The 25861-nt window shown below is 74.3% G+C and carries 26 protein-coding genes; 12 read left to right on the forward strand and 14 right to left on the reverse strand.

What is annotated here, in order from left to right; genetic code table 11:
- Window positions 1–3: 3 nt before the first annotated feature.
- Window positions 4–471, reverse strand: coding sequence for a universal stress protein (locus GH723_RS06180; RefSeq protein ID WP_153758835.1), 468 nt, complete (start codon window positions 469–471; stop codon window positions 4–6).
- A 144-nt stretch (window positions 472–615) separates the two neighbouring features.
- Between GH723_RS06180 and GH723_RS06185 the strand changes: the two genes are divergently transcribed.
- Window positions 616–1416: a hypothetical protein gene (locus tag GH723_RS06185; protein WP_153758836.1), complete on the forward strand. Its 801-nt coding sequence runs from the start codon at window positions 616–618 to the stop codon at window positions 1414–1416.
- On the opposite strand, the gene GH723_RS06190 is transcribed toward GH723_RS06185, so the two are convergent.
- Genes GH723_RS06190 through GH723_RS06205 form a run of 4 tightly spaced genes read right to left on the reverse strand, consistent with a single transcriptional unit; the run spans window position 1395 to window position 5765 of the window.
- Window positions 1395–2834 carry an ABC transporter substrate-binding protein gene (locus GH723_RS06190; protein ID WP_153758837.1) on the reverse strand — a complete coding sequence of 480 codons (1440 nt, stop codon included), beginning with the start codon at window positions 2832–2834 and terminating at the stop codon, window positions 1395–1397. The genes GH723_RS06185 and GH723_RS06190 overlap by 22 nt on opposite strands.
- A gap of 39 nt (window positions 2835–2873) precedes the next feature.
- Window positions 2874–3728: a carbohydrate ABC transporter permease gene (locus tag GH723_RS06195; RefSeq protein WP_153758838.1), complete on the reverse strand. Its 855-nt coding sequence runs from the start codon at window positions 3726–3728 to the stop codon at window positions 2874–2876.
- Window positions 3721–4653, reverse strand: coding sequence for a carbohydrate ABC transporter permease (locus GH723_RS06200; RefSeq protein ID WP_153758839.1), 933 nt, complete (start codon window positions 4651–4653; stop codon window positions 3721–3723). The genes GH723_RS06195 and GH723_RS06200 overlap by 8 nt, the downstream gene beginning before the upstream one ends.
- On the reverse strand, window positions 4650–5765 hold the full coding sequence (locus tag GH723_RS06205; RefSeq protein WP_153758840.1) for an ABC transporter ATP-binding protein: 1116 nt from the start codon (window positions 5763–5765) through the stop codon (window positions 4650–4652). Before GH723_RS06205 ends, GH723_RS06200 begins: the two co-directional genes overlap by 4 nt.
- 168 nt (window positions 5766–5933) lie before the next feature.
- Between GH723_RS06205 and GH723_RS06210 the strand changes: the two genes are divergently transcribed.
- Both GH723_RS06210 and GH723_RS06215 read left to right on the forward strand, forming a co-directional pair.
- Complete coding sequence (locus tag GH723_RS06210) at window positions 5934–6386, forward strand: Zn-ribbon domain-containing OB-fold protein (protein WP_153758841.1); 453 nt, start codon at window positions 5934–5936, stop codon at window positions 6384–6386.
- Entirely contained in the window at window positions 6383–7525 is a 1143-nt protein-coding gene (locus GH723_RS06215; protein WP_153758842.1) for a thiolase C-terminal domain-containing protein, read from the forward strand. The genes GH723_RS06210 and GH723_RS06215 overlap by 4 nt, the downstream gene beginning before the upstream one ends.
- A gap of 16 nt (window positions 7526–7541) precedes the next feature.
- Here GH723_RS06215 and GH723_RS06220 read toward each other — a convergent pair whose 3' ends face one another.
- From GH723_RS06220 to GH723_RS06235, 4 genes are all read right to left on the reverse strand, one after another.
- Window positions 7542–8312 carry a 3'-5' exonuclease gene (locus GH723_RS06220; protein ID WP_153758843.1) on the reverse strand — a complete coding sequence of 257 codons (771 nt, stop codon included), beginning with the start codon at window positions 8310–8312 and terminating at the stop codon, window positions 7542–7544.
- A gap of 52 nt (window positions 8313–8364) precedes the next feature.
- Window positions 8365–9708, reverse strand: coding sequence for a PhoH family protein (locus GH723_RS06225; protein ID WP_195210569.1), 1344 nt, complete (start codon window positions 9706–9708; stop codon window positions 8365–8367).
- A gap of 135 nt (window positions 9709–9843) precedes the next feature.
- Window positions 9844–11244 carry a hypothetical protein gene (locus tag GH723_RS06230; protein ID WP_153758845.1) on the reverse strand — a complete coding sequence of 467 codons (1401 nt, stop codon included), beginning with the start codon at window positions 11242–11244 and terminating at the stop codon, window positions 9844–9846.
- An 11-nt stretch (window positions 11245–11255) separates the two neighbouring features.
- The gene (locus GH723_RS06235) at window positions 11256–12509 is read right to left on the reverse strand and encodes an HNH endonuclease signature motif containing protein (protein WP_153758846.1); all 1254 of its coding nucleotides are present in this window, start codon (window positions 12507–12509) and stop codon (window positions 11256–11258) included.
- Window positions 12510–12581: 72 nt separating this feature from the next.
- Here GH723_RS06235 and GH723_RS06240 point away from each other — a divergent pair, with 72 nt between their 5' ends.
- Window positions 12582–13274 (forward strand): hypothetical protein, encoded by a 693-nt coding sequence (locus GH723_RS06240; RefSeq protein WP_153758847.1) that lies wholly within the window; start codon window positions 12582–12584, stop codon window positions 13272–13274.
- On the opposite strand, the gene GH723_RS06245 is transcribed toward GH723_RS06240, so the two are convergent.
- From GH723_RS06245 to cofC, 3 genes are read right to left on the reverse strand one after another with little or no spacing between them, the layout of a single operon-like run.
- The gene (locus GH723_RS06245) at window positions 13258–13533 is read right to left on the reverse strand and encodes a hypothetical protein (RefSeq protein WP_153758848.1); all 276 of its coding nucleotides are present in this window, start codon (window positions 13531–13533) and stop codon (window positions 13258–13260) included. The two genes, GH723_RS06240 and GH723_RS06245, sit on opposite strands and share 17 nt — an antisense overlap.
- A 10-nt stretch (window positions 13534–13543) precedes the next feature.
- Window positions 13544–14269, reverse strand: coding sequence for a PIG-L deacetylase family protein (locus GH723_RS06250; protein ID WP_153758849.1), 726 nt, complete (start codon window positions 14267–14269; stop codon window positions 13544–13546).
- Window positions 14266–14865, reverse strand: a complete 600-nt coding sequence (gene cofC / locus GH723_RS06255; RefSeq protein WP_153758850.1) for a 2-phospho-L-lactate guanylyltransferase — start codon at window positions 14863–14865, stop codon at window positions 14266–14268. Before cofC ends, GH723_RS06250 begins: the two co-directional genes overlap by 4 nt.
- 24 nt (window positions 14866–14889) lie before the next feature.
- On the opposite strand from cofC, the gene GH723_RS06260 reads away from it, so the two are divergent.
- Entirely contained in the window at window positions 14890–15906 is a 1017-nt protein-coding gene (locus tag GH723_RS06260) for an NAD(P)H-dependent glycerol-3-phosphate dehydrogenase (RefSeq protein WP_153758851.1), read from the forward strand.
- A gap of 48 nt (window positions 15907–15954) precedes the next feature.
- The gene (locus GH723_RS06265) at window positions 15955–17991 is read left to right on the forward strand and encodes a hypothetical protein (protein WP_153758852.1); all 2037 of its coding nucleotides are present in this window, start codon (window positions 15955–15957) and stop codon (window positions 17989–17991) included.
- On the opposite strand, the gene GH723_RS06270 is transcribed toward GH723_RS06265, so the two are convergent.
- Window positions 17976–20657 carry a glycoside hydrolase family 38 N-terminal domain-containing protein gene (locus GH723_RS06270; RefSeq protein ID WP_153758853.1) on the reverse strand — a complete coding sequence of 894 codons (2682 nt, stop codon included), beginning with the start codon at window positions 20655–20657 and terminating at the stop codon, window positions 17976–17978. The genes GH723_RS06265 and GH723_RS06270 overlap by 16 nt on opposite strands.
- A gap of 24 nt (window positions 20658–20681) precedes the next feature.
- Between GH723_RS06270 and GH723_RS06275 the strand changes: the two genes are divergently transcribed.
- The 6 genes from GH723_RS06275 to GH723_RS06300 are packed head-to-tail and all read left to right on the forward strand — an operon-like array spanning window position 20682 to window position 25085.
- Window positions 20682–21098: an RpiB/LacA/LacB family sugar-phosphate isomerase gene (locus GH723_RS06275; protein ID WP_153758854.1), complete on the forward strand. Its 417-nt coding sequence runs from the start codon at window positions 20682–20684 to the stop codon at window positions 21096–21098.
- Window positions 21095–21799 (forward strand): ribonuclease HII, encoded by a 705-nt coding sequence (locus tag GH723_RS06280; protein WP_229023116.1) that lies wholly within the window; start codon window positions 21095–21097, stop codon window positions 21797–21799. The genes GH723_RS06275 and GH723_RS06280 overlap by 4 nt, the downstream gene beginning before the upstream one ends.
- Before the next feature lie 52 nt (window positions 21800–21851).
- Window positions 21852–22355 (forward strand): hypothetical protein, encoded by a 504-nt coding sequence (locus tag GH723_RS06285; protein ID WP_153758855.1) that lies wholly within the window; start codon window positions 21852–21854, stop codon window positions 22353–22355.
- Between the two features lie 30 nt (window positions 22356–22385).
- Window positions 22386–22709, forward strand: a complete 324-nt coding sequence (locus GH723_RS06290) for a hypothetical protein (RefSeq protein WP_153758856.1) — start codon at window positions 22386–22388, stop codon at window positions 22707–22709.
- A gap of 47 nt (window positions 22710–22756) precedes the next feature.
- Window positions 22757–23485 carry a P-loop NTPase family protein gene (locus GH723_RS06295; protein ID WP_153758857.1) on the forward strand — a complete coding sequence of 243 codons (729 nt, stop codon included), beginning with the start codon at window positions 22757–22759 and terminating at the stop codon, window positions 23483–23485.
- Window positions 23486–23492: 7 nt separating this feature from the next.
- Window positions 23493–25085: a Y-family DNA polymerase gene (locus GH723_RS06300; RefSeq protein ID WP_153758858.1), complete on the forward strand. Its 1593-nt coding sequence runs from the start codon at window positions 23493–23495 to the stop codon at window positions 25083–25085.
- Here the strand turns inward: GH723_RS06300 and GH723_RS06305 are convergent.
- Window positions 25076–25819 carry a gamma-glutamyl-gamma-aminobutyrate hydrolase family protein gene (locus GH723_RS06305; RefSeq protein ID WP_195210570.1) on the reverse strand — a complete coding sequence of 248 codons (744 nt, stop codon included), beginning with the start codon at window positions 25817–25819 and terminating at the stop codon, window positions 25076–25078. The genes GH723_RS06300 and GH723_RS06305 overlap by 10 nt on opposite strands.
- Window positions 25820–25861: the final 42 nt, after the last annotated feature.

The raw sequence follows: 25861 nt of genomic DNA on the forward strand, positions 1-25861 counted from the left end.
CCGTCAGGGGAGCGCGGCGTCGTGGGGGACGACGACGACCGGCACCGGTGAGTGCTGGACGAGGTGGTGGCTGGTCGACCCGAGGACCACGCCCTCGGACGACCCGAGCCCCCGGGTGCCGAGGACGACCAAGCCCGCCTCCTCCCGTTCGACGACCCGCAGCAGCACGAGCCCCGGCGGGCCGTCCTCGATGACGGTGCGGTAGGGGACGTCGCGCTCGCCGAGCGGCGCGGCCCACGTGGCGACGTCGGTGGCGATGCGCTCGCGGTTCTGGTCGCTCGGTCGCATCTCCCCGTCGATGCGGTGCATGAGCCCGACGGCGTGGACCCCCACGACCTCGGCGCCGCACGCTGCGGCGAGCGTGGCCGCGGTGGCCACCGCCCGAGCCGAGTCGTGGGACCCGTCGACGCCGACGACGAGGCGGCGGGGCCGAGGGAAGACCGGGGCCTCGGAGGGGCCGGGAGCGCTCACCGGTCCAGAGTGTCACACCCTCCTGCCACCATGTGGACGACGGCTCGCGACCGCCGTGCTCCGGTCGCCTCTCGCACCAGCGCCAGAGGAGGAGCCGCCATGTCGGCCTGCCCGTCGTCCCGTCCGTCCCTCGACGATCCGCCGGTGGACCGGCCGCCCGTCGATCCCCCGCTCGTCGAGGACCGCCTCGCCGAGATCGTCACCTTGGTCGAGGAGGCCCACGAGGCCGAACCGGGGGCGGGCGCGTCGCTCGTCCGCGTCCGGGGGCTCGTCGCCGAGGAGGTGGAGCTCGCCCTCGCACCCGTGCCCGAGGGGGACGTGCTCGGCGCGCTGCTCGGCGCCGTCGTCCCCGCGGAGTGGGAGGCCGCCGGCGTCGTCGTCGACGGCACCGCCCGCGCCTGGCCCGACGGGCGGGTCGGCACCGATCGCGGGCGGGCCAGGGTGGCGGTCCTGTGCCACCGCTCGGGGGCCACGGCCTCGGTGCTGCGGCGGGCAGGGGAGGATCCCGTCGTCGATCGGTCGCCACGCGGCACCAGCCCGATCGGCCGGGTGGCCGATGCCGTGCGGCGGTCCCTCGGCCTCGCCACGCCGCCGCCGGAGGTCGGCGTCGCGGTCGTCGTGGTGCAGGTGTGGTTGCACCGCGTCAGCGCACTGGCCCTCGACGGCGGGCGGGTCGACCTCGACGTCGCCCGGTCGCTGCGCCCGCCGCTGCCCGCCACCTGGGCGGCCTTGCGGGAGCAGTGCGCCGGTGGTGGGTGGGGCGAGCTCGACTGCCCGCCCCGGCTGGCGGCGTGGATGGACGACGGCATGTTCGCCCGCTGGTGCGTGGCCAGCTTCCCCGAGCCGATCGAGCTGGTGGTCGAGCTCGCCGACCTCGTGCCCCTGGAGGTCGGCGAGCTCCTGGCCCGGGCGCTGGCCGACGCTCAGCCGAGGCGGTCCGAGTAGTCGGCGATGATGCGGTTGGCGTCGGAGGTCGCCCGCTCGACCGCCTCGCTCGGCGACATGCCCTCGATCCACATGCGCTCGAGCGCGGGGACGACGGCGTCCTGGCGGACCTGGGCGTGGTTGCCGATCACCGGGCCCGCGCTGCCGACGTTCTCCGTGCCCTCGACGAGCTGGTCGTAGGCGATGCGGAACTCGGGTTCGGCGGCCCACAGCTCGGCCACCTCGGGCAGCTCGATCGCCGACTGGCGGATCGGCACGTACCCGGTGCTCGCGTGCCAGCGGGCCTGCTGCTCCGGCTCGCTCAGCCAGGTCAGCAGGTCCCAGGCCGCGGCCCGCTCCTCGTCCGACGTGTCGGCGTCGAGCCACAGCGCCGCGCCGCCCACCAGGACACCGCCCTCACGCTCGCCCACGCTCGGCAGCGGTCCGATGGCCACCTCCACGCCCGGGAAGTCCTGGGCCGCGGTCTTCACCGACCGCAGCGCCGCCGACGTGTTGATGGTCATCGCCGCCTGGCCCGTGGCGAGGGCCAGGAGGTGCTCCTGGTTGTCGCCGTTGCCGACGTTCACCGCGAGCCCGTCGTCGACCATCGAGCCCATGAACTCGAAGATCTCCTGCCCGAGCTCCCCGTCGAGCAGGACCTCGGTCGCCCGGCTGCCGCGCCCGTTGTCGCCGTCGACGAAGGGCTCGCCGGCCAGACCGAACCACTGCTCGATGAGCCAGGCCGAGGTGGTGAAGGTCACCCCGTTCGGCGCGGCGCCGCTGTCGACCACCGCCTGGGCCGCCTCGCGCATCTCGGCCACCGTGGTCGGCAGCTCCTCGACCCCCGCCTCGCGCAGGATGGCCATGTTGGCGTAGAGCACCGGGTTGGAGGTGTTGAACGGCATCGGGTGGAGGACGCCGTCGACGGTGTAGGCGGCGACCACCCGGTCGATGTGGTCGTCGAAGGAGTAGTCCGACGCGTCGACGCACGCCTGCACGGGCACGAAGGACTCGGCGTCGATCCCGATCTGCAGCGCCGTCTCCTCGAGCTGCACGATCGTCGGGCGCGTGCCGCCCCGCAGGGCCGTGAGGTACTTGTCGAGGGACTCGGTGTAGCTCCCCTGGAACTGCAGCTCGACGCGCACGCGGTCCTGGCTGGCGTTGTACTCGTCGACGAGGTCCTGGAGGGTCTCGCCCAGCTCCACGGTCATCGAGTGCCAGAAAGTGATCTCGACCGGCCCCTCCGCCGAGTCGAGCGCGTCGACCGGGCACTCGGCGGCCAGGTCGGAGCCCGGGTCGGCCTCGGGCACCTCGCCGATGTCGGCGGTGCCGCCCGATCCGCCGTCGGCGTCGTCGTCGCCACCGCCTCCGCACGCCGCCACCAGCAGGGCGGGGACCAGCAGCAGGGTGAGCAACCGGGCGCAGCGGGATCGGATCATGGGAGCTCCTGGGGCGTTGGTCGTGGGGGGGGGAGGGGATCAGCCCTTGACCGCACCGGAGGTGAGGCCACGGACGAGCTGCTTCTGGAAGAGGACGAGGAGGACGAAGATCGGGATGGAGGCGATGACCGTGCCACCGAAGACCAGGTTGAGCTGATCGACGTTGGTCGTGGCCAGGGTCTTCAGTCCGATCTGCACGGTCCGGAGGTCGTCGACGTCGGTGATGAGCAGCGGCCAGAGGTACTGGTTCCACGCCATCAGGAACGAGAACACCGAGAGCGCCGCGATCGCCGGCCGGGCGAGCGGCACGGCCACCCCCCACATGAAGCCCCAGTGCCCGTAGCCGTCGAGGCGCGCCGCGTCGCGCAGGTCCTGGGGCACCGCGAGGAACGCCTGGCGCAGGAGGAACGTCCCCATCGCCGTGGCCGCGAACGGGATGATCAGGCCGGGGTAGGAGTCCCGCCAGCCGAGGCTCACGACGGTGTCGTAGTTGGCGACGATCGTCACCTCGCCCGGCACCATCAAGGTGGCCAGGAACGCGACGAACGCCGCGCCGCGGGCCGGGAACCGCAGGTAGGCGAAGGCGTAGCCAGCGAGGATCGAGGTCACGACCTGGAGCGCCGTGATCGCGACGGCCACGACGGTGCTGTTCAGCATGTAGCGCCCGAGGTTGCTCACGTCGAGCACCTCCCGGAACACGCCGAGCTCCGGGGGGAACGGCAGCAGCGAGCTCGGGAAGTCGAGCGACGACGCGCCGGATTGCAGCGAGAACGCCAGCGTCACGTACACCGGCATCAGCACGACGACCGCGGCCAGCGTGAGCACCGCGTACTGACCGATCCGGCGTCGACGTCGGGGACGTCCTCGGGGCGCAGCGACGGTGGGCTCACCCATAGAAGACCCTCCGCTCGAGGACCTTCAGCTGCACCACGCTGAGGGCGAGCACGATGAGGAACAGCACGACGGCCTGGGCGGCGGCGACACCGGGGTTGAAGTTGCGGAAGCCCTCCGTGTAGATCGAGAAGACGATGAGGTTCGTCGCATCGAGCGGTCCGCCGTTGGTGAGCAGGTCGACCTGGCCGAACGTCTGGAACGACGTGATCGTGAGGACGACGAACCCGAACAACAGCGTCGGCGAGAGCAGCGGCAGCGTGATGTCGACGAACCGTGACCACGCGCCGGCCCCGTCGAGCCGCGCCGACTCGTAGAGGTCGTCGGGCACGGACTGGAGTCCGGCGCTGATGACGATGAACGTGACGCCGAGGTTCTGCCACACGGTGACCGCAGCGATCGCGATCAGCGCCCATCCCGGCCGCTCGAGGAAGTAGACGGGCTCGCGCCCCATCCCCTTGATGATCTGGTTGATGAGCCCGACCGACGGGCTGAGGAGGGCGATGAACATGAGCGACGCGACGGCGACGGAGGTCGCGACGGTGGACGAGAAGATCGTGCGGTAGGCGCCGATGCCGGCGAGCCGCTGGTGGGCGAGCACCGCGAGGCCGAGCCCCAACGCCAGCCCGACCGGCACGGTCATCAGCGTGAAGAGCAGCGTCACCCAGAGGCTGTTGTGGAAGTCCGACGAGGTGAGCACGTCGCGGTACTGCTCGAGGCCGACGTAGGTCGTCCGGTTGCCGAACGGGCTCGTGCGGAACAGCCCGAGCCAGATCGTGCGGGCGAACGGGTAGTAGACCCAGGTCCCGAAGGCGACGATCGACGGCAGGAGGAGCGCGAGCGCCAACCCGCGCTCCCGCCACCGACGCCGGCGCACCACGGGCGACGGCGCGACGTCGCGGAGCGCCCCGACCGTCGGTGCGGTCACGCCAGGCGCTCCCCGGTGCGGCGGTCGAACAGGTGCACCTGGTCGGGTCGGGCGCTCAACCCGACGCGCTCGCCCGTGCGGGGAGCCGGATCCTCGGCGGACTGGCGGACGATGACGAGCGCGCCGGTGACGATCTCGTCCTGGTGCTCGTGCGTGCCGGCGAGCTCGGCCACCACGTGGCGCTCGTGGCCGAGCGACTCGACGATCTTCACCGTCGCCTCGATCGGGCCCTGGCCGATCGTCAGGTGCTCGGGGCGCACACCGACGACGACCTCGCCGTCGGCGGCGCCGGACAGAGCGCGGGCGAGCGCCGCGGGCAGCTCGATCCGGCCGGTGCCGATCCGCAGGGCGACGCCGCCGTCCGGGGTGCGGTCGACCGCGGCGTCGACGGTGTTCATCGGGGGACTGCCGATGAAGCCGGCGACGAAGAGGTTGGCGGGTCGGTCGTAGACCTCGTCCGGCGTGCCCACCTGCTGGAGGCGGCCGCCGTCGAGCACCGCGATGCGGGTGCCCATCGTCATGGCCTCGACCTGGTCGTGGGTGACGTAGATGAACGTGGCACCGAGGGTCTCGTGCAGCTCGCTCAGCTCGGCTCGGGTCTGCACGCGGGTCTTGGCGTCGAGGTTCGACAGCGGCTCGTCCATGAGGAACACCCGGGGCTCGCGCACGATCGCTCGGGCGAGGGCCACCCGCTGGCGTTGGCCGCCCGACAGCTGGGCCGGCCGGCGCTCGAGGAGGTCGCCGAGGCCCAGCAGGCCGGCCGCCCTCTCGGCCCGGGCCGCCCGCTCGGCGGCGGGGACCTTGCGGCTCTTCAGAGGGAACTCGATGTTCTGCCGGACGGTCTTGTGCGGGTACAGCGCGTAGCTCTGGAACACCATCGCCAGGTCGCGGTCCTGCGGCTCGACGTCGGTGACGTCCTCGCCGCCGATGAGCAGCGCACCCGAGGTCACCTCCTCGAGCCCGGCGATCATCCGCAACGCGGTGGACTTCCCGCAGCCCGAGGGGCCGACGAGGACGAGGAACTCGCCGTCCTCGACATCGAGCGTGAGGTGGTCGACCGCGACCACGTCGTCGAACTTCTTGGTGGCCTCGACGAACGAGACTCCGGGCATGGCACCTCCTCCGAACCGGGCCGATCGTAGGTGTCCGCGGTGACCCGCCATGACCTCGCGGTGGACGGTCGGTGGCGGCGCGGTGAACGGCGGTGCGGGTTGGCCGTGCTTGCTGACGTTCTGCCAGGATCACCGCACTCGACACAGCTCGTAGAAGGGGAACGCTGAATGTCAGGACCAGGGGGGGCCACCCGTCCGATCCCTCAACCCACGCCGGAGACCGAGCACTTCTGGGAGGGGACGAAGGCCGGTGAGCTGCGGATCCAGCGCTGCCAGGACTGCGAGGGGGCGTACTTCCCGCCTCGACCGTTCTGCCCGCACTGCTCGAGCCGCAACGTGGCGGTCGAGGTCGCGAGCGGCCGGGCCACGCTCTACAGCTACGTGATCCACCACCGCGAGGTGCCGGGCTTCGAGTCGCCCTACGCCATCGCGGTCGTCGAGCTCGAGGAGGGCCCGCGGATGATGACGAACATCGTCGACTGCGAGCAGACCCCCGAGGCGCTCGAGCTCGACATGGCGCTCGAGGTGACCTTCGAGGAGCAGGACGACACCATCACGCTGCCGTTCTTCCGCCCCGCGGAGGGGTCACAGAGCCGCCCCGCCGCCGGAGGTGCCCGATGAAGCAGAAGTCCGTCGCCGTCGTCGGCGCCGCCGAGACCACCGATCTCGGGAAGATCCCGAACCTGAGCCAGATCGGGCTCCACGCGGACGCCGCGCTGAACGCCATGGCCGACGCCGGCCTCACCGCCAAGGACATCGACGGCATCGCGTGCGCCGGCGAGTCGCCGACCAACCTCGCCCAGTACCTCGGCATCGTGCCGACCTGGGTCGACGGCACCGCCGTCGGCGGCTGCTCGTTCATGCTCCACGTCCGCCACGCGGCGGCCGCGATCAACGAGGGCCTGGCCAGCACCATCCTCATCACCCACGGCGAGAGCGGTCGCTCGCGCGTCGGCGTCGGTGGCTGGAGCATGGCTCGCGCCAGCCTCAACGGGCAGTTCGAGATGCCGTACGGCCCGATGGGCCCACCGACGCTCTTCACGATCCCGTGGCTTCGCTACGCGAAGACCTACGGCGCCACCGAGGAGGACCTCGCCAACGTCGCGGTCATCCAGCGGGAGTGGGCGGCGCTCAACCCGCGCGCCTCGTTCCGGGACCCGCTCACCACCGACGAGGTGCTCGGCTCGCGCATGATCGCCTGGCCGTTCCGCAAGCTGCTCTGCTGCCTCGTCACCGACGGCGGCGGCGCGCTGATCGTGACCTCCGCCGATCGGGCCAAGGACTTCCCGCAGAAGCCGGTGTACGTCCTGGGCACCGGCGAGAGCGTCGAGACCCCGATGGTCAGCCAGATGGACGACTTCACCACGTCCCGTGCCTTCCGGGTGTCGGGCGAGAAGGCGTTCGCCGAGGCCGGCATCACCCATGACGACGTCGACCACCTGATGATCTACGACGCCTTCGCCCACCTGCCGATCTACGGCCTGGAGGACCTCGGCTTCGTCGGTCGGGGTGAGGCGCCGGACTTCATCCGGGAGCGGAACACCGCGATCGGCGGGAAGCTGCCGCTGAACACCAACGGCGGCGGTCTCTCCTACATGCACTCCGGCATGTACGGCATGTACGCCCTGCAGGAGAGCGTGCGGCAGATGCGTGGCATCGCGCCGGCGCAGGTCGAGGGAGCGGAGATCTCGATCGCCCACGGCGTCGGCGGCATGTTCGCCGCCTCGGGGACGATCGTCTTCTCGAACGTCGAGCCCTAGGGGCCGACTGGTCGGCTCAGCCGGCGTCGGCGAACGGGTCCCGCGGCGCACGCCGCGGCGACTCGGTCGGCGCCGGCCGGGGCCCGACCTGCACCTGGTGGGCCGGCGTGGCCGGTGGCACCCGATCGGCCGCAGCACGCATCGCCGCGACTCGTCGGCCGTGGTCGACGGGCGGACACAGCTCGACCGGGTGGCTGTCGACGGCCCGCCGGGCCGACGCCCACCGCCGCTCGGCGAGGACCCGTGCCAGACGGGCGTCGCTCGACGCGTAGGCGTGCAGCGCCTCCTGGTCGAGGTCGTGGATGCGCTCACGGTCGACCTCGACGACGGGCAGGCCGACGAAGCGGGCGATCGACTTGAGCCCGCAGGAGATGCGCAGCGCCGGCCCGACGTCGCCCTTGTAGACGCGGTAGGCGTCGAGGTGGGCGTGGCGGTGCCAGGCGCAGCGGTAGGCGCCGCGGTGGCCGGGCAGGGCCCGCCCGCGCACGACGATGCGGGGATCGAGCTCGAGGCGCAGCCCGATGGTCACGCCGTGGAGCGCGGCGCGATCGGCGATGAACGGCAGGTCGAAGGCCGCGCCGTTCCAGGTGGCGATGACTCCGGGCTCGATCGAGGCCAGGCGGGCGTCGAGCTCGGCGAGCAGCTCGGGCTCGGGGCCGGTGAACAGCTCGTCGAGCCCGTCGCTCGAGAGGGCGACCGTGAGGATGCGCGCGACACCGGGGTCGAGCCCGTCGACCGTGGTGTCCGTCTCGATGTCGAGTCCGTAGACGGGGGTGCGCCGTGTCATCTGCCACACGACGCTACGGATGCGGCGCGCGCGGGTGGGGGATGCCTGTCGGTCAGAGCCGCATGGCGGCGAGGTTCGCGACCTCGCTGCGCTCGCAGTGCGCCAGACGCACGTGGCCGAACACGTCCTCGCCCTCGAAGGCGTCGATGAGCACGGCGATGGCGTTGTTGCGCTCCGACAGGTAGGGCGCGTCGATCTGGCTGGTGTCACCGGTGAAGACAACCTTGGTGCCCTCGCTCACCCGCGTGAGGATCGTCTTCAGCGTCGGGGGCTCGAGGTTCTGGGCCTCGTCGACGAGGATGTAGGTGCCCTGCAGCGATCGGCCCCGCAGGTAGGTCACCGCCTCCATCGACAGCTTGTCCCGCTCGGTCATCTCCTCGAGGAGGGTGCGGGCGTCGGCGTGGCTGCGCCGCTCGGTGAGGGCGACGAGCGCGTCGGTCACCGCGGTCATCCACGGGTCGAGCTTCTCCTCCAGCCCACCGGGCAGGAACCCCAGCTCGGCCCGACCGACGGGCACGACCGGTCGGTACACCGCGACCTTGTCGTACAGCCCCCGCTCCATCACCTGCTCCAGGCCGGCGGCGAGGGCGAGCAGCGTCTTGCCGGTGCCCGCGATCCCATCGAGGGCGACGACCCGGACGGACGGGTCGAGCAGGAGGTCGAGCGCGAAGTGCTGCTCCTTCGATCGGGGTCGCAGACCCCACGCCTCGGCCGGCCGGGTGAGCCCGATGAGGCGGTCGCCCTGGCGGCGCACCAGCACCGACTGGCTGCCCGAGCGCAGCACCGCGAACTCGTTGGTGCCGACGGCGTCGTCGAGCATGGCCTCGGTGCCGATCAGCGCGTCGACCGCGACGCCGTGCGGGCTGGCGAACACGTCGTCGATGAGCTCGCTGCTCACCTCCGCGGTGATCCAGCCGACGGGCCTCTCGTCGTCGCGCCGACCGAGGAGCCGGTGGTGCTCCTCGGCGTCGAGTCCGAGCTGGGCGGCCTTGATGCGCAGCGCGGCGTCGTTCGAGACCACCCGCACGGGCCGCTGCTCGGCCTGCCCGAGCGCGGCGGCGAGGATGCGGTTGTCCGGCTTGTGGGGGTCGAGACCCTTGGCCTCGACCTGGTCGAGGTGCAGGCCGTTGGTCTCGATGCGCACCGTGCCGCCACCCGGCACGGCCACCGGCTGGCGGATGTCGCCGCCGTTGCCGACCCGCAGGTCCTCGATCGTGCGGATGACCTCCCGCGCCGCCCGTCCGACGTCGTCGAGCCGGGTCTTGTGCTGGTCGAGCTCCTCGATGACGACGAGCGGGATGACCGCATCGGCGTCGGGGAACGTGAACACGCACTCGGGATCGGCGATGAGGGCCGAGGTGTCGAGGACGACGCAGGTGCGGGCGGGACTGATCACCTCCCCATCGGTCGCGGCCGACGAGCGAGGAAGGAGATCAGTCACGAGCAACCTCACGTAGGAGAGTCAACGCCTGCCATCGAACCCGATCGGCTCGCGGCGCGCGCGGATCCCCGGCAGGTGTTCACGGCTCGTTCACATGTAGGCGAACCAACCCTGCTCCGTGCTCAACCGCTCGGTGGCGCCGTCGACGGTGACGAGGTCGATCCCGTCGGGGGTGCGGACGACGACGGCACGACCGTCGGGGGCCACCGCCAGGACGCCGCCGCCCTCCGGCAGCGCGACCTTGCCGTCGGTGTCGCCGCCGGTGGTCGTGATCCTGCCGTCCTCGGCCACGACCGCGCAGCGGTCCTCGGCGATGGCGTAGCCCGCGACGACCCCCGACCCGTCGCTCAGGACGTCGCCCGCTTCGAGGTCGATGACCACCGCGTCCTGGCCCGGGAAGCCGAACGCCGCGCACCGCTGGTCCGGGTCCACCCGCGCCGGTGCCAGACCGCCGGCGACGGTCGCCCGCGCCAGCTCATCGGCCTCGGCGTCGAGCAGCACCACGCCGTCCTCGACCATGACCAGCACGCGCGAGCCGTCGAGCATCGGGGCGGCGAACCGGATCTCTCCCAGGTCCGGCGCGTCCAGCGGGCTCGGCTCGTCGTCGCCCTCGGCCAGTCGCTGCACGCCGTCCTCGCCGAAGAGGAGCACCGTGCCGTCCGGCAGCACGGCGCCGCGCGCCGCCGCGTCGACGGGATGCTCGGCGACGAGATCGCCGTCGTGCTCGTGGAACTGCAGGGCCACGTCGGGCTCGTCGTCGTCGCCCGTCGCCGGGACGACGCGCTGGACGGCGCGGTCGTCGGTGAGGCCGGCGGTGTAGCCCGGCAGGTGGGTCTGGTCGCCCGACACGAGGTCGACGAGCGTCGTGGGGTCCGTGTCGCCGCGGCCAGCCCCCCAGTCGACGACCGACGCGATGGTGCCATCGGGCGAGACGATCACGTCGGTGGGGAGGAACAGCGCGTCGTCGCCCTCGGCCTGCACCGCGATGCGCTCGCCCCGTGCGAGGTCGACGAGGACGAGCGAGGGGTGGCCCTCCACCCGTCCGACGACGGCGACGTCGGACGACCCCCTCGCCGCGTGCACCGTCCCCGCGTCGTCACCCTCGAGCCCGTCGTACCGGGTCACCTCGCCCGTCCGGCTGTCGATGGCGATGACGTCGTCGCCGTCGATGCCCACGAAGTGGCGCCCGACCGGCCGCAGGGTGAGGAGCAGCTCCTCGTCGACGTCGACCGCGATCGCCTCGTCGACCTGACCCGAGTCGTCGTACCGGACGAGCTCGCCGTCCACCAGGCCGACGAGCGCCACCTCCGAGTCGCCGTCGTCCCCGTCGACGACCAACATCGCGGCGATCACCACCACGATCACCAGGGCGACGAGCCCGGCGAGGACAGCGGGGGCGCGCCAGGACGGGCGACCTTCGTCGGTGGGGGGCGTCGCGGGCCCCGCGGTGTCGGTGGAGCCGGTCGAGTCGGTCGGGGGAGTCGTGGCCATGGGCCCGGACCTTAGGGTTCCGGCGGCTCGTCGCCGGCCGACCCGGATCCGCCCGACCCGTCACGCCGGCGGCGGCGTGGGCGCCGGGCCTGCGGTCGGTGGCGCTCGCGGTGGTGGCTCGGGCAGCGCAGCTGGCCGTTGTCGGGGCTGGTGCTGCCGCCGGCCTGCCACTCGACCACGTGGTCGACGTCGCACCGCTCGGCGGGCACCCGACAGGTGGGGTGGGTGCAGGCCCGATCCCGGATCTCGACGACACGTCGCGTGCCGGCCACGAAGAGGCGGGAACGGCGGCCGAGGTCGATGATGCGTCCGGCAGGGTCGAACACCGCCCGCTCGATGTCGGCCGCGGTGAGCAGGGGGAGCACCTCGCCGGGCGTGAGCTGCGTGCCGTTGCTCAGCTCGCAGATGCGGACCGTCAGCGTCTCGTGGTCGACGTGGACGGTGACGAGCGGGGCCGGCGGGCGTGACCCGGGAGGGGTGGAGGACGCACGGCGGGACATCTCGATCAGCGCGTCGTCGCGGCGCTGGGCGTCGGTGCGGGCGAGGTCGGAGCGGGTGGCAGCGTCGCCGAGCCGTCGGCGGGCGTCGGCCCAGTCCTCCTCCCACATCTCGTGCTCGATACGGGTGAGCGCCGTGCTGAAGGTCTCGAACCCGACGGGGTCGAACTCGACGTCCATGAAGCCGGTGCCGTCGAGGCCGGGGGACAGGTGCAGCCGCCGACGGCGGTAGCGATCGACGGCGTCCTCCTCGGCGTCGTCGGGCGCGGCCCAGAGCCGCCAGTGCCGCACGACCTGGGCGAACCCGTCGGCGTCGAGCTCGTCGGCCCGAGCGACGAGCCACCGCTCGGCGTCGGGGAACGCGCCGGGGACCTTCCGCGCCGCAGCGACCAGCTGCTCGACGTGCCAGGTCGACAGGGCACCTCGGCGCCACGCCGCCGCCACGTGGGGCATCGTGCGCACGGCCCGGCCGAGTCGCAGGAGGGTGGCGCACTCGTGCCGTGGCCGAGCCGTGGCGCGCGACAGCCAGGCGGCGCACGAACGGGAGCCGTCGTCGGTCCAGACCGTGGAGCTGTCGACCTGCGCCCCCACCTCGGCGGTGACGGTCTCGAGCTGCGAGCCGCGGCGCATCAGGTCGAGCAGCGCGTGGGACAGCGCGGGTGCGTCGTCGAGCGAGAGCTCGTGGGCTGCGAGCTCGTCGATGGCATCGCCCAGCTGGACGACCAACGCACCGATCCGCTCGGTTCGCACCGCCGTGTCCGCCGACATGGACTCATGCTATCGAACATGTGTTCGATTCGCAACGGGGAACCGCGCGGGCCTCGCCGGCGTCGGAGGACCATGACGCGTGCCGCACGATCCATCCTCCTTGCCACCGGTCTCGCGGTGGTCGCCACCGTGGCGTCGTCTGCGCCGGTCGCCGCGCTCGACTGCGTCGGGCATCCGGACACGTCGCCCCGTGCGGTCGCGTCCGGAACGGAGCAGATGACCGAGGGCGACGCGTTCTTCGACCTCTACGAACGGGTGGTCGTGGGCGAGGTCGTCGCCGCCGAGCCCACGGGAGGCCGCCCGGGCGACGACTCGATGCGGTTCTCGATCGACGTGGCGCTGGTGCTCGGTGACCAGACCACGCCAGCGACGGTCCAGGTCGATGCGCGCGACGACGGCTGGGGGGTGCCGACGTGGCAGGTCGGCGAGCACGTCGCCCTACCCGTCGCCCAGGAGAGCACCAGCCCCGTGACGCTCAGCCCCTGCACACCGGTTCACCTGGTCGATCCGGCCGAGGTCCCGGAGCTGCGCGACCTCGCGATCGCCGCCGGCATCCCCACGGCCCTCCCCGCGGCTGCCGAGGAGGACGTGACGAGCTCCGACGGCGCTGCGTCCGACGCCACCGACCTGCTCGCCGCGGGATCTGCCTCGAGCACGGACGACGCCGACCGCACCCCGCTGGTCGTCGGTGGCGCCGTGCTGGTCGTCCTGGTCGGCGCGCTCGTCGTGGTCGTCGTCCGGCCGCGGCTCAGTCGTCGATCGTGACGGACGGCTGGCCGTCGGTGACGACGAGGGTGCCGGGCATGCCGATGAGGTCGATGCTCGACCAGCCGAGCCCGCGCGCCGTCAGGTCGAGCACGTGGCTCTTGTGCGGGCCGGCGAGCACGGTGACGCTGAGTCGCACGGCGTCGTCGCCCACGTCGGGGGCGTCGTCGGCGTCGACGACGAAGATGTCGTAGCGGCCGTCGGCGATGTCGGGCGCCTCGCCGGGCGTGCCGGTGGCGGGACGTGGCTCGTCGTTCACGGGCGGGACCTCACAGCGGTGCGACGACCTTGAAGCGCTCGCCTTCGGCGAACCCCGCGGCCGCGCCGATCTCGGCCAGGCCGTCGAGCACGCGACGGCCGAACGCGTCGCGCTGGGTGCCGTCGTCGTCGGGATCGATGTACATGGTCGTGCGGAACTGGCTGACGTGCTCGAGCAGCGCGGCCACCTTGCGCTCGCCGAAGCCGGTGACGTCCTCGACGTGGTCGGGTTCGTCCGCCTCGAACAGCCACAGGGCCGAGGGCCGGTGGTGGGCCACGTCGTGCTCGGGGAAGAAGTGGGGGTCCCGTGCGGCGACGACGCCGTCGACCGCGAGCCAGCCCGCGTGGCGGTGGTCGGGGTGGAGGCGGTACCGCTTCCAGGGGTCGTGGCCGAGCACCACGTCGGGGCGCAGCCGGCGGATCCACTCGGCGACCTGGGCCCGCTGGACGAGGCCGGCCTCGAGCTCGCCGTCGGGCCAGCCGAGGAACACGACCTCGCCGGTCGCACCGAGGGCGGCGGCGGCCGCACGCTGCTCCCGCTGGCGGAGAGCGACGAGGGCGTCGAGGTCGTCCTCGGGCTCCCAGGAGCCCTTCGAGCCGTCGGTGCAGATCAGGTGGCTCACCTCGCACCCGTCGGCGGCCCACTTGGCGAGCGTGGCGCCGCACTGGAACTCGACGTCGTCGGGGTGGGCGGCGATGGCCAGGGCGCGGCGGGGCGTGCCCGTCGGGTCGGTCACGAGCCGCGGACCGCCATGCCGGCGGGGATGCCGAGCTCGGCGGGCAGGTCGAGGTCGCCGGGGACGTCGACGTCCCAGCCGAGGCGCTCCTCGCGCACGATGCGGTGGGGGAGCCCCAGGCGGACGGCCTCGTCGAGGTGGCGTCGGAACGAGCCGGCGCCGTAGGAGAAGGTGAACCCCACGCCGGCGGGGACGCAGATGACGTTCGTGCCGTCCTCGCGCCGATCCGGGACCAGCGTGACGCCCTCGGCCTCGGCCACCCATGCGAGGTCGACGGCGAGCGGCAGGTCGGCGTGGGCGACGATCACGCGCTCGACGCCACGGGCGGCGTAGCGCTCGACGCCGTCGGCCACGGCGCCGTTCAGGCCCCGCTCCGGGCGCCAGAACACCTCGGCGCCCACCGACCGGGCCCAGTCGGCGACCTCGGGGTGGTCGCACACGACCGCGACGGGCAGCGGTGCGGCGGCGGCGACGACGATGCCGGCCATGGTGCGGGCCAGCGCGGCACGGGTGGCCTCGTCGAGCGCAGGGGCGAGCCGGACCTTCGCCTCGGCGAACGACTTCACCGGCACGAGTACCCCCGTCAGCGTGCTCATCCGACGCGAGCGTACAGTCGGCACATGGAGATCCGTGTCGCCGTGGTCGGCGCAGGGTCCTGGGGGACGACCGTCGCGCACCTGATCTGCGCGCACGCGCCGACGATCCTCTGGGCCCGCGAGGAGGCGGTCGCCGAGCAGATCGACCGCGAGCACCGCAACCTGCGCTACCTCCCCGACCACCCGCTGCACGCCGACCTCCGCGCCACGTCCTCGATGGCGGAGGCCGTGGGCGGGGCCGACCTCGTGGTGATGGGTGTGCCGTCGCACGGCTTCCGGTCGACGATGGAGCAGGTGGCCGAGCACCTGCGCCCGTGGGTGCCCGTCATCAGCCTGACCAAGGGCCTGGAGCAGTCGACGCGGCTGCGGATGAGCCAGGTGGTGGCCGAGGTGGCGCCCGGCCACCCCGTCGGCGTCCTCACCGGCCCCAACCTGGCGAAGGAGATCCTCGCCGGCCACGCCGCCGCCACCGTGGTGGCGATGGCCGACGTGTCGATGGCCGAGGCGCTCCAGCCGATCTTCGGGGCCGACAACCTGCGGGTCTACACGAACACCGACGTCGTCGGGGCCGAGATGGGCGGCGCGCTGAAGAACGTCATCGCCATCGCCTCGGGGATCGCGGACGGCATCGGCGCGAGCGACAACACCCGTGCCGCGGTGATCACCCGGGGCCTGGCCGAGCTGACCCGCCTCGGTGTGGCCATGGGTGGCGAGCCGATGACCTTCGCCGGCCTGGCGGGCATGGGCGACCTCATCGCCACGTGCATCAGCCCCCAGAGCCGCAACCGCCACGTCGGCGAACAGCTCGGCCGGGGCCGGTCGCTCGAGGACGTCGTCGCGGAGATGGACATGGTCGCCGAGGGGGTGAAGGCGGCGCCCGTCGCGGTCGAGCTGGCCGAGGAGCACGGCGTCGAGATGCCGATCGCCCGCAGCGTGGCGTCGGTCTGCGCGGGGGAGCAGACGGCGATCGAGGCCTACCGGTCACTCCTCGCCCGCAGCCGGCGGCCGGAGGTGTACGGGCTCGACCCGGGCGGGCGCTGACCAGCGGATTCGGGCCCACGGAGGACCGTCGGTAGCATCGTCGGTCTCATGCCTCGCGCCACTCGTCCCGCCGCCTCCGACGCCCTCGCCCGACGGCTCGCCGAGCGGGCGGGGGACTGGGTCCTGCCGTTCTGGCTCGAGCGCCAGACCGACCCGGGCGGCCCCGACGCCACGCCCGCGGTCGAGCGGGTCGCGAACGTCACGCACCGCGAGCGCATCCCCGTGGGGACCCTCGGCTCGGCGCACGTCGCCACCGTCGATCCTCGGGGGCTCGTGACGCCGCACCCGGGCGGCTGGTCGCTCGACTGGTGGGTCGGCGCCGACGACCGCTGGCACGTGCCGTGCCGCGAGGTGGCCGTCCGCCAGTCCCGCCTCGAGGGTGCGCCGGTCGTCGAGACGGCCATGCGCGTGCCTGGCGGCGACGTGGTGCACCGGGCCTGGGCGTTCAACGACGCGGCGGTCGGCGACGTGCTCGCGGTCGAGGTCGAGAACGCGACGCGGGTGCCGGTGGCGCTCGCCCTGTCCGTGCGGCCCTACGGACCCGACGGTGCCGTGGCCGTGGGCTCGATCGAGGTGCGGGAGGACCGGTTGCTCGTCGACGGGCGCCTGGCCGCCTGGCTGCCGAGGCCCGCGGCGCGGCTCGCCGGCGGGTCGTGGTCCGACGGGGACGCGGCGCAGGTGGTGCTCGCCGGCGACGCACCGGCCGCGACCCAGCTCACGGTGCGGTGCGACGACGGCCTGGCCCAGGTGGCCATGGTCGTCCCGCTCGCCCACACCGCGACGGTGCGGCTGCTGCTGCCGCTCGACGTGGTCGACCCGTCCGGCCCCGGGCCGACGGCCGTCCCGCCGCCCGACGCCGTGGCGCGCGGCTGGCGGACCCACGCCGACCGTGGCACGCGCGTCGAGATCCCCGACGCCGAGGTCGCGGCCACGTTCGCCGCGGCCCGGGCGGACCTCCTCCTCGCGAGCACCGGTCGCTCCCTGTCGGCCCCGGCCGGGACCCGGACGACGGCGACGGTGGTCCGCGCCCTCGACCGCTGCGGCCTCCACGACGAAGCCGATGCGATCGTCGCGTCCCTCCCGGACGGTCAGGGGCCGGGCGGGCGGCTCGGCGGCGCCGACCCGGACCCGACGGCCACCGGCGCGGCGTTGGCGGCCGCGGGGTGGCACTGGCAGCTGGGGCGGGACGACGCCCTGCTCGACGCGGTCGCCGGGCAGGTCGCCGCTGGCGCGCACCACCGGCCGGCGTCCGGTCGGTTCGGTCGGCGCAGCGCCGACCAGCCCGATCCGGCGACGACGGCGTGGCTCGCCCTCGGCAGCCGCCTGGCCGCCGTCGCGCTCGACGGCGTCGGCCAGGCCGACGCCGCGGCCGAGATCCGCCGGCGCGCCGCCGACCTCACCGTCGACGCCGCCACGCTCCCGGTGGCCGATGCCGTCGTGCTGGCGGCGCTCGGCGCCGTCGACGGGCCACCGTCCGCCACCGACGTGCTCGATGTCCACGACGGGGCGGTGGTCGCCCGGACGTTCGGGGCCGCGCTGTCGCCGGAGCTGACGGCGCGTCGCGCCCAGGTGGCGTTGCGACGTGGCGACCGCGCTGCGCGGGAGCACCTGCGGTGGTTGGTCGACGCCGCTGGTCCCCGCCGCGGCTGGCCCGAGCTCGTCCACCCCCGCAGCGGTGGAGGTGCCGCGGGCGCCGGGTGGTCGGTCGGGGCGACCGCCGCGGTCGTCGACCTGGTGCTCGACCTGTTCGCCGTCGCCGTCGACGACGGGCTGCTGCTGTGCCCGGTGCTGCCCGACGCCTGGCTGGGGGCGGGGTTCGAGGTGCACGGGCTGCCCACGGACCACGGTCGTCTGTCCTACGCCGTGCGCTGGCACGGCGAGCGCCCCGCCCTCCTGTGGGAGCTGGAGCGCCACGCCGACGGTCCGGTCACGCTGCGGTCGCCCGGCCTCGATCCCGACTGGTCGACCACCGAGGTCCGTGGCGAGGCGCTCCTGGCCGTGCCGCCCCACGTCGAGGTCCCGGCGACGGCACCTGCCGCGGAACCGGTCGACCCGGGTCCGGCCGAGGGTCAGTCGTTCGGCTGATCCCCGGACCGGGGGTCGAGCGAGAGGGTGGCGATCCGTCCGGCGGGGAGCGTGAACGTGCCGTCGACCCGTTCGAGCACCTGGCCGCGCAGGTCCTCGATCCACGCCGCCCGGTCGCCGAGGTCGACCTCCGTCGCCTCGGTCCACGGGTTGACCACCCGGACCCGGGTGCGCTCCGCCCCGCCGAGGACCGCGGACACCTCCGCCCCGGACGTCGACAGCAGCTGGTGGCGATCGGGGAGGTGCCCGCCGCCGTCGCCGCGGGCGACGAGCAGCGGGACGAGCACGTCGTCGGCCATGACGTAGGGGTCGACGTCGGCGGCGCTCACGGCCCAGTGCAGCTCGTGGCGGCCCTGCACCTGCGCGCCGGGGGTCTCGACCACCGGTCCGGCCGGGAGCGGCCGGTAGGCCATCGGTGGGCGCGACAGCCATCCGGTGCAGCGCAGGAGCGTCAGCGCGAGCGTGCGAGCCCGGGCGTCGGGCGCTGCGGGGTCGCCGTCGACGTCGACCAGCTCGTACTCGAGCAGCCCCTCGTGGACGACGGTGAGGCCGCCGGCGCGCACGAACCGGCGTGAGGGGAAGGTCGGGATGCCGCGCTCGGTGGGGCCGCCCTCGGCGGTGAGGCCCCGCTCGACGACCGCGAACGCGCACTCGGCCTGGGAGGTCGCCGCCGGTTCGGGCAGGGGGAGGTGGACGCGGAGGCGGTGGTCGCGGCTGCGGTTCTCCAGCGAGGTGGCGATGCGGACGAATCGCTCCCCGGCGCGCAGCTCCAGGGTCGTGCGCAACGCTGTCGGGACCTCGCCGACGCGCGCGCCGTCGTCGATCCGCTCCGGCCACGGGTAGCGGGCGTCGATCGCCACGCGCGCCCGCAGCGGACCACGCTCGAGCACCTCGACGACGACCTCGGTGGGCGCGTCGACCACCGACTGCCGGGCGGGCGGCGAGTAGTTGTAGGTGTCGCCCTCGTCCCCGTCGTCGACCAGGCGGCCGAGGCCCCGGTGGCCGTCCAGCGCGAACGTGCCGTCGGCGGGGTCGATCTCGACGACGACGGACCCGTTCGACAGGAGAAGCCCGTCGGCGGCCACCGTGACCGGGTCGACGTCGCCACGGGGCGACCACGGCGCCCAGGCGAGGCCGGGCACCTCGGGGGTGCGGACGAGGGCGCGGTGGCGGGGTGGCTGCTCGACCCAGATGCGGACCTCGGCGTCGGGGTCGGCCGCAGCGAGCGAGGTGAGCTGGCGGGCGACCCAGCCGTAGGTCGGCGCCGACCGGTTGGCCGGATCGGCGTGGATCGTGACGTCGAGCGTCCCGTCGGCGGCCTCGTCGATCTCGACGCCGTGGACGCCGAGGTGGATGTCGAGCTCCCGCTCGACGACGGTCGGGGCGTCGGCCCGGGTGACGCGGAGGGCGAGCGAACGGGCCGGCACCTCGTCGAGCACCTGGAGGCGGGGATCGTCGTCGGGAGCCGTCCCCGGCAGGTCGAGCTCGACCAGTCCCGCGCGCGGTCGGGCGACGGTGTTGACGACGACCACCCCGGGCGCGGCCAGGGCCTGGCCGATGGCGTGGAGCCCGGCGTCGACGACGGCGTGGGCCACGTCGGTGGCCTCGCGCAGACGGACGAGGACGGCGTCGACGACCGGATCGATCGAGCACGCGCAGATCGAGTCGTGCGCGGAGCTGAGGATCACCTCGTGCCAGGCGAGCTCGAGCAGCGTGCGGGGCCACGGCGCCAGGCCGGCGTCCTCGACGAGCGCCGCGAGCGGCTCCGCGAGGCGCTCGAGCCCCCGCTCGGCGCGGGCCGCCGCCTGCTTCACGTCGACCCGGTTGGAGGCCACGCCCATGAGGAGGTTGGCGCGGGAGCCGGAGCGCAGCTCGCCCTCCCAGGTGGGAAGACCCTCGGTGGGCGCGGCGGCCAGGTGGTCGGAGAGGGACCGCACGACCAGCTGGTAGTCGTCCTGGAGCTCGTTCGCCGCGGCGACGACCGCGCCGAGCGTCGGGAACGGCACCTGGTGGTCCGTCCCGTTCATCCAGAGCACCGGCGCGTCACCGATGAGCGCGCGGTGGGTCTCGTCGAACTCGCGGATGCGCTCGACCAGGTCCTTCGCGTCGTCGGGGAGGGCGGCGCCGTTGCCGTAGCCCTGCGGCGTGTACTCCGCCCGGACCGTGGACCCGTCGGGTGCCCGCCACCAGAACCCGGTGCGGTCGACCGCGGAGGGCGTCCCGCGCCAGACGACGGCGTGCTCGAGCCCGAACTGGCGCAGGATCTGTGGCATCTGGGCCACGTGGCCGAACATGTCGGGCAGGTAGCCCACCTCCATGGCCCCGCCGAAGTGGTCGGCCCGGCGCCGGCCGGCCTGGAGGTTGCGCACGATCGTCTCGCCGGACACGAGGAACTCGTCCATCAGCACGTACCACGGGCCCATCGCGACGCGACCGGTGGCGGCCAGGCGCTGGAGCACGGGCTCGGCCTCGGGGCGGATCGCCAGGTGGTCGTCGACCACGGCCATCTGCCCGTCGAGCAGGAAGTGGGCGTAGGACGGGTCCCGCTCGAGGCGGGGGAGCAGCTCGTCGAGCAGGCCCACGAGCTTGGCCCGGAAGGTCTGGAAGGGCAGGTACCACTCCCGATCCCAGTGGGTGTGCGGGACGACCGAGACCTGACGTGCCATGGGGCGAGCGTAGGCTCGGGGGCCGTGAAGGTCGCGTTCGGCACCGACGAGGTCACCCCGCTGACCGCGGCGATCGTCGAGCGCCTGCGCGCCGGAGGCCACGAGGTCGACGTCGTCGCCGACGGGGCGCCGTGGGTGGAGACCGGGCGGCGGGTCGGTGACGCGGTCGCCTCGGGCGCCGCCGAGCGGGGCGTCGTCTGCTGCTACACGGGCACCGGCGTGTCGATCGCCGCGAACAAGGTGCCGGGCGTGCGCGCCGCGCTGTGCACCGACGCCGCCACGGCGGCAGGTGCCCGTCGCTGGAACGACGCCAACGTCCTGGCGCTCGGCCTGCGGCTCACCTCGGAGGAGGTCGCCGGCGAGCTGCTCGACGCCTTCTTCGGCACCGAGCCCGACGCCGACGAGCTCGACGCCGTCGCCGCCATCGAGCCGCCGCGGTGACCGCCACCACCGCGCCCCGCCTGCGCAAGGCGATCCGCTCGGGTGCCCCGACCCTCGCGGTCGAGCGGGAGATGTGGGCCGCGGGGCACGACGTCGTCGTCGGCGTCGACGAGGTGGGACGAGGTGCCTGGGCCGGCCCGCTGACCGTCGGGGCCGCCGTCGTCCCGAAGGACCGCCGGGTCTACAAGATCCGCGACTCGAAGGCGCTCACCGAGCCGGAGCGCGAGGCGCTCTTCGACCGCATCGCCGGGTGGTGCGTCACGTGGGCGGTGGGCCACGTCTGGCCCGACGAGTGCGACGCGCTCGGGATGTCGGAGGCCCAGCGGCTCGCGGCCCGGCGGGCCATCGAGGGGCTCGGCGTGGCGCCCGACCAGGTGCTCATCGACGGCAACTGGGACTTCGTCGGCGGCGGTCGCACCCGCAAGATCGTCAAGGGCGACGCGACCTGCCTGTCGATCGCCGCGGCGTCGATCCTCGCCAAGGTCAGCCGCGACCGGCTGATGCGGGCCGAGGCGCCGTCGTTCCCGGGCTACGACTTCGAGGCCAACAAGGGATACCCGTGCCCCCGCCACAAGCTGGCCCTCGCCGGCTACGGGCCGACGTCGATCCACCGCCGCAGCTGGGCGTTCATGGACGGCCTCTGCTGGTCGGGCATCCGACGCGTGGAGCCGGCCACCGCCCAGGGGCGCCTGTTCGACTGAGGGCAGCTCGCGTTTCGACGGGTCCGAGGGGGGAGCGGTACCGTCCGGGGGCATGGCACCTTCCGCTCCGGTCCCCGGTTGGTGGCAGCGGACCTGGCCGCTGGTCGCCCTCGGCACGCTGAGCATCGCCATGTGGATCGGGCGGATCCGCAACGTCGTCGGCGACGACGCCCTCTCCGGGTTCGGACGTTCGTTCCGCCTCGGGTTGGCCCTGTCGTTCGTCCTGATGGGGGTCGCGCTGCTCACCGCCTGCTGGTCGGGGCGCCGGAACCGCAACTGGCGCGAGGCCGCCCACCGGGCCGACGACGGCTGGCGCGCCGGCGCCGGCGTGCCGGAGTGGGGTCGCACGGTCGCCACGCTCCTCGTCGCCTGGACGACGGTCGTCTGGCTCGTCCAGGGCATCGGCATCCTCGTCGATCCGCACCACGACGCCGGGTTCAAGGTGGTCCACACCGTCTTGATGCTCGGCTCCCTCGTGGTCGCGGGGTTCGGTGCATGGGGGCTGCGTCGCAGCTGGCCGGTGGCGCCGCCGTCGCGTCCGGCGATGTCGGGCTGAGCGAGGTCCCGGACTACCATCCGGCCCACCATGGGTCAGCCGATCAGCGTCATCGAGAAGCCGTCGAGCGTTCCGGGCACGGTCCGCTTCGAGATCAACCGCAACCTCACCGGGATGGGCCACGAGCGCTACGTCGCCGGCACCCCGGTGGAGGGTGACCGCCCGCCGGACCGCCTGGCCCGGGACCTGCTCGAGCGGGGCGGCATCGACGCCGTCCACATCTACAACAACGTGATCACCATCGAGCTCGACGAGCACCGCGACGCCTCGGGTCTGAAGGAGATCATCGAGGGGCTGTACATCTACTACCGCCCCGGCGTCGAGGTCGTCGTCCCCGAGGGCGCCGAGGGCTGACCCCCGCCCCGCTTGCGGGTGTCGAACGTGTGTTCGATACTCGCGCGGTGGCCGTCACCGACCCGCTCGCCGAGCCCACCGCCGAGGTCCAGGAGCGCCTGGCCCGACTGCGCGCGCTCGACGAGCGCGTCCGCCCGGTCACCCTCGCCGATCGCCAGGTCCTGCCCGTGGTCGACGCCCTGGCGCCGGTCCTGCCCGGCGGGGGTCTGCGGCGGGGCAGCGTCGTCGCCCTCCGGGCCGACGGCGAGGGAGGGGCGGCCACGTCGCTCGCCCTGGCGGCCGTCGCCGAGGCGTCGGGCCAGGGGTCGTGGGTGGCGGTGGTCGGCCTGCCCACGCTGGGGCTCGTCGCCGCCGCCGAGCTGGGTGTGGCCCTCGACCGCCTGGCCGTGGTCGCCACCCCGGACCGTGGCCGGTGGTCCCAGGTCGTGGCGGCCCTCGTGGACGCCGTCGACCTCGTCGTCATCGGTCCCACGCGGGTCCGGCCGGGCGACGCGCGGCGGTTGGAGGCCCGGGCCCGCGAGCGCGGCGCCGTGCTCCTGCCGATCGGGGTCGACTGGCCGACCGAGCCGGACCTGACCCTCACCGTCGACGCCGGGCGGTGGGAGGGGATCGGCCGGGGCCACGGCCACCTCCGCGCCCGGCGGGTGCGGCTGCGGGCCGAAGGGCGGCGCGACGCGGCCCGGCCCCGGACCACCGAGGTGTGGCTCCCGGCGGAGGGCGGTGGCGTGGCGGCGCTCGAACCCTCGACCGTGCGGGCCCTGCGCCCGGTGCGGTGAGGCGCTGGTGACCCGGGCCACCCGCACCACGGTCGTGTGGTGCCTCGACTGGCCGGTCGTGGCCGCCGGCGTGGCGCCCGACGAGCCGGGCGCCGTCCTGCACGCCAACCGGGTCGTGGCCGCGTCGCCGGCGGCGCGTGCGCTCGGGGTGGCGCGGGGGCAGCGGCGGCGGGAGGCCCAGTCCCGCTGCCCCGAGCTGACGGTCCACGACCACGACCCGGCGCGGGACGCCCGGGCCTTCGAGCCGGTGGTCGCCGCCGTCGAGCAGATCACGCCGTTCATCGAGATCTCCCGGCCCGGGCTCTGCGCCTTCGCCACCCGCGGCCCCTCCCGCTACCACGGGGGCGACGACGCCCTCATCGACGTGGTGGAGGCCGCCGTCGCCGCGGTCCTCGACGAGCGCGGCGAGGTGCGGGTGGGCACCGCCGACGGCCCCTTCGCCGCCGGCATCGCCGCCCGCCGTCGTCGCCGCGCCGCCCGCCTGGTCCCGCCCGGCGGGTCGCCCGCGTTCCTCGCGCCGCTGCCGGTCGCGCTGCTCGACGCCCCCGCCCTGGTCGACGTGCTCGAGCGCCTCGGGCTGCGCACGCTCGGCAGCCTCGCCGCCCTGCCCCGGTCCGACGTGGTCGCGCGCTTCGGCGTCGACGGCGAGCGGGCCCACCGGCTCGCCGCGGGGCTCGAGGAGCGACCGCCCGACGCGCGGCCGGTGCCGCCCTCGTTCGAAGCCGCCGCCGAGCTCGACCCGCCCGTCGAACGGGTGGACCACGCGGCGTTCGTCGCCAAGTCGCTGGCCGACGAGCTCCACGACCGCCTGGACGGGGTCGGGTTGGCGTGCTCGCTGCTCGCGATCCGCGCCGAGACCGAGCACGGCGAGGTGCTGGAGCGCCGTTGGCGACACGAGGGTGCCCTGTCCGCCGGGGCGATCGCCGATCGGGTCCGCTGGCAGCTCGACGGGTGGCTCACCGGCTCGGCGGTCGCTCGCCCCACCGCGGGCATCACCCGGTTGGCCCTCGCGCCCGAGGAGGTCCGGGTGGCCGCCGGGCGCCAGCTCGGCTTCTGGGGCGGGCAGTCGGCCGAGGGGGAGCGGGCGGCGCGGGCCCTGGCCCGGGTGCAGGCGATGCTCGGGCCCGAGGCGGTCCGGGTGCCCGAGTGGCGTGGCGGCCGTGATCCGGCCCGGCAGGTGGCCCTCGTCCCGGCGGCGTCGGTCGACCTCACCTCGCCCCGACCCGCCACCGACCCGTCCTGGGTGGAGGCCCCCTGGCCCGGACGGCTGCCGCCCCCCGCCCCGGCCACGGTGCTCACCGACCTCCCGCGGGGGATCGAGGTGGTCGACGCCGAGGGGCGGTCGGTGGGGGTGAGCGGGCGGGGCCTCGTCACCGCGCCCCCGTCACGGGTGGGTGTCCGTCGTCGGCGCGGGCCCGAGGCCGAGCCCGAGTGGCGCGACGTCGTCGGGTGGGCCGGCCCGTGGCCGGTCGACGAGCGGTGGTGGGACGAGGCGGGGCACCGCCGGCGAGCCCGCTTCCAGGTGGTCGTCGAGGGGGGCGCGGCGTGGCTGCTCGTGCTCGAGGGTGGCCGCTGGTCGATCGAGGCGGTCTACGACTGATCGCCGGCGGCGGCCTCGACGAGCCAGTCGAAGAGGCGGCTGTGGGGCTCGTGGCCCGCCAGCAGCTCGGGGTGCCACTGCACGGCGAGCACCTCCGGGTGGCCGTCGACCGCGATCGACTCGACCACGCCGTGCTCGTCGCGGCCCACCACCTCGACGCCGGTGCCCGGGCGGGCCACCGCCTGGTGGTGCAGCGAGTTGACGTGCAGCTCCGTCGTGCCGAGCACCTCGGCGACGCAGCTGCCGGCGGCGAAGGTGATGGCGTGGCCGGGCGCGTCCCACCGCTCGACGTCGCGGTGGACGTCGCCCTGCTCGCCGTCGATGTGCTGCAGGAGCGAGCCGCCGAGCGTCACGTTCAGGACCTGCAGCCCGCGGCAGATGGCGAGGAGCGGGAGCCGGCGGGCGAGCGCCCCCTCGACGACCGCCACCTCCAGGTCGTCGCGGGCGGGGTCGACGCCGTAGGTCTCGGGGTGGCGCTCCTCGCCGTAGCGGGCGGGGTCGACGTCGCCGCCGCCCGGCAGGAGGACGCCGTCGAGCCGGTCGAGCAGCGCCGGCACGGCCGCGGCGGGGGAGGGCGGGAGCATCACGGGGACGCCGCCGGCGCGCGCGACGGCGTCGAGGTAGGACGTGTCGAGCGCTTGCAGCGGGCGGGGGATGCCGAGGATCGCCGGCACGTGGGTGGTCGGGGCGGTGGTGATCCCGATGATCGGTGGACGTGGGTCACGGGTCGCCATCCGGCGGAGGGTAGCGAGGTCGGGGCGGGGGTAGAGCCGGCC

The organism is Actinomarinicola tropica (assembly GCF_009650215.1).
In the GTDB taxonomy this organism is placed as follows: Bacteria; Actinomycetota; Acidimicrobiia; order Acidimicrobiales; family SKKL01; genus Actinomarinicola; species Actinomarinicola tropica.

Excerpts from the sequence above, each read along its gene's own strand:
- GH723_RS06205 (WP_153758840.1), bottom strand. The coding sequence starts at position 5,765 with ATGCCCGGAGTCTCGTTCGTCGAGGCCACCAAGAAGTTCGACGACGTG.
- GH723_RS06290 (WP_153758856.1), top strand. The coding sequence starts at position 22,386 with ATGGGTCAGCCGATCAGCGTCATCGAGAAGCCGTCGAGCGTTCCGGGC.
- GH723_RS06235 (WP_153758846.1), bottom strand. The coding sequence starts at position 12,509 with ATGTCGGCGGACACGGCGGTGCGAACCGAGCGGATCGGTGCGTTGGTC.
- GH723_RS06305 (WP_195210570.1), bottom strand. The coding sequence starts at position 25,819 with ATGGCGACCCGTGACCCACGTCCACCGATCATCGGGATCACCACCGCC.
- GH723_RS06285 (WP_153758855.1), top strand. The coding sequence starts at position 21,852 with ATGGCACCTTCCGCTCCGGTCCCCGGTTGGTGGCAGCGGACCTGGCCG.
- GH723_RS06260 (WP_153758851.1), top strand. The coding sequence starts at position 14,890 with ATGGAGATCCGTGTCGCCGTGGTCGGCGCAGGGTCCTGGGGGACGACC.
- GH723_RS06190 (WP_153758837.1), bottom strand. The coding sequence starts at position 2,834 with ATGATCCGATCCCGCTGCGCCCGGTTGCTCACCCTGCTGCTGGTCCCC.
- GH723_RS06215 (WP_153758842.1), top strand. The coding sequence starts at position 6,383 with ATGAAGCAGAAGTCCGTCGCCGTCGTCGGCGCCGCCGAGACCACCGAT.
- GH723_RS06270 (WP_153758853.1), bottom strand. The coding sequence starts at position 20,657 with ATGGCACGTCAGGTCTCGGTCGTCCCGCACACCCACTGGGATCGGGAG.
- cofC (WP_153758850.1), bottom strand. The coding sequence starts at position 14,865 with ATGAGCACGCTGACGGGGGTACTCGTGCCGGTGAAGTCGTTCGCCGAG.
- GH723_RS06265 (WP_153758852.1), top strand. The coding sequence starts at position 15,955 with ATGCCTCGCGCCACTCGTCCCGCCGCCTCCGACGCCCTCGCCCGACGG.
- GH723_RS06230 (WP_153758845.1), bottom strand. The coding sequence starts at position 11,244 with ATGGCCACGACTCCCCCGACCGACTCGACCGGCTCCACCGACACCGCG.
- GH723_RS06195 (WP_153758838.1), bottom strand. The coding sequence starts at position 3,728 with ATGGGTGAGCCCACCGTCGCTGCGCCCCGAGGACGTCCCCGACGTCGA.
- GH723_RS06240 (WP_153758847.1), top strand. The coding sequence starts at position 12,582 with ATGACGCGTGCCGCACGATCCATCCTCCTTGCCACCGGTCTCGCGGTG.
- GH723_RS06220 (WP_153758843.1), bottom strand. The coding sequence starts at position 8,312 with ATGACACGGCGCACCCCCGTCTACGGACTCGACATCGAGACGGACACC.
- GH723_RS06210 (WP_153758841.1), top strand. The coding sequence starts at position 5,934 with ATGTCAGGACCAGGGGGGGCCACCCGTCCGATCCCTCAACCCACGCCG.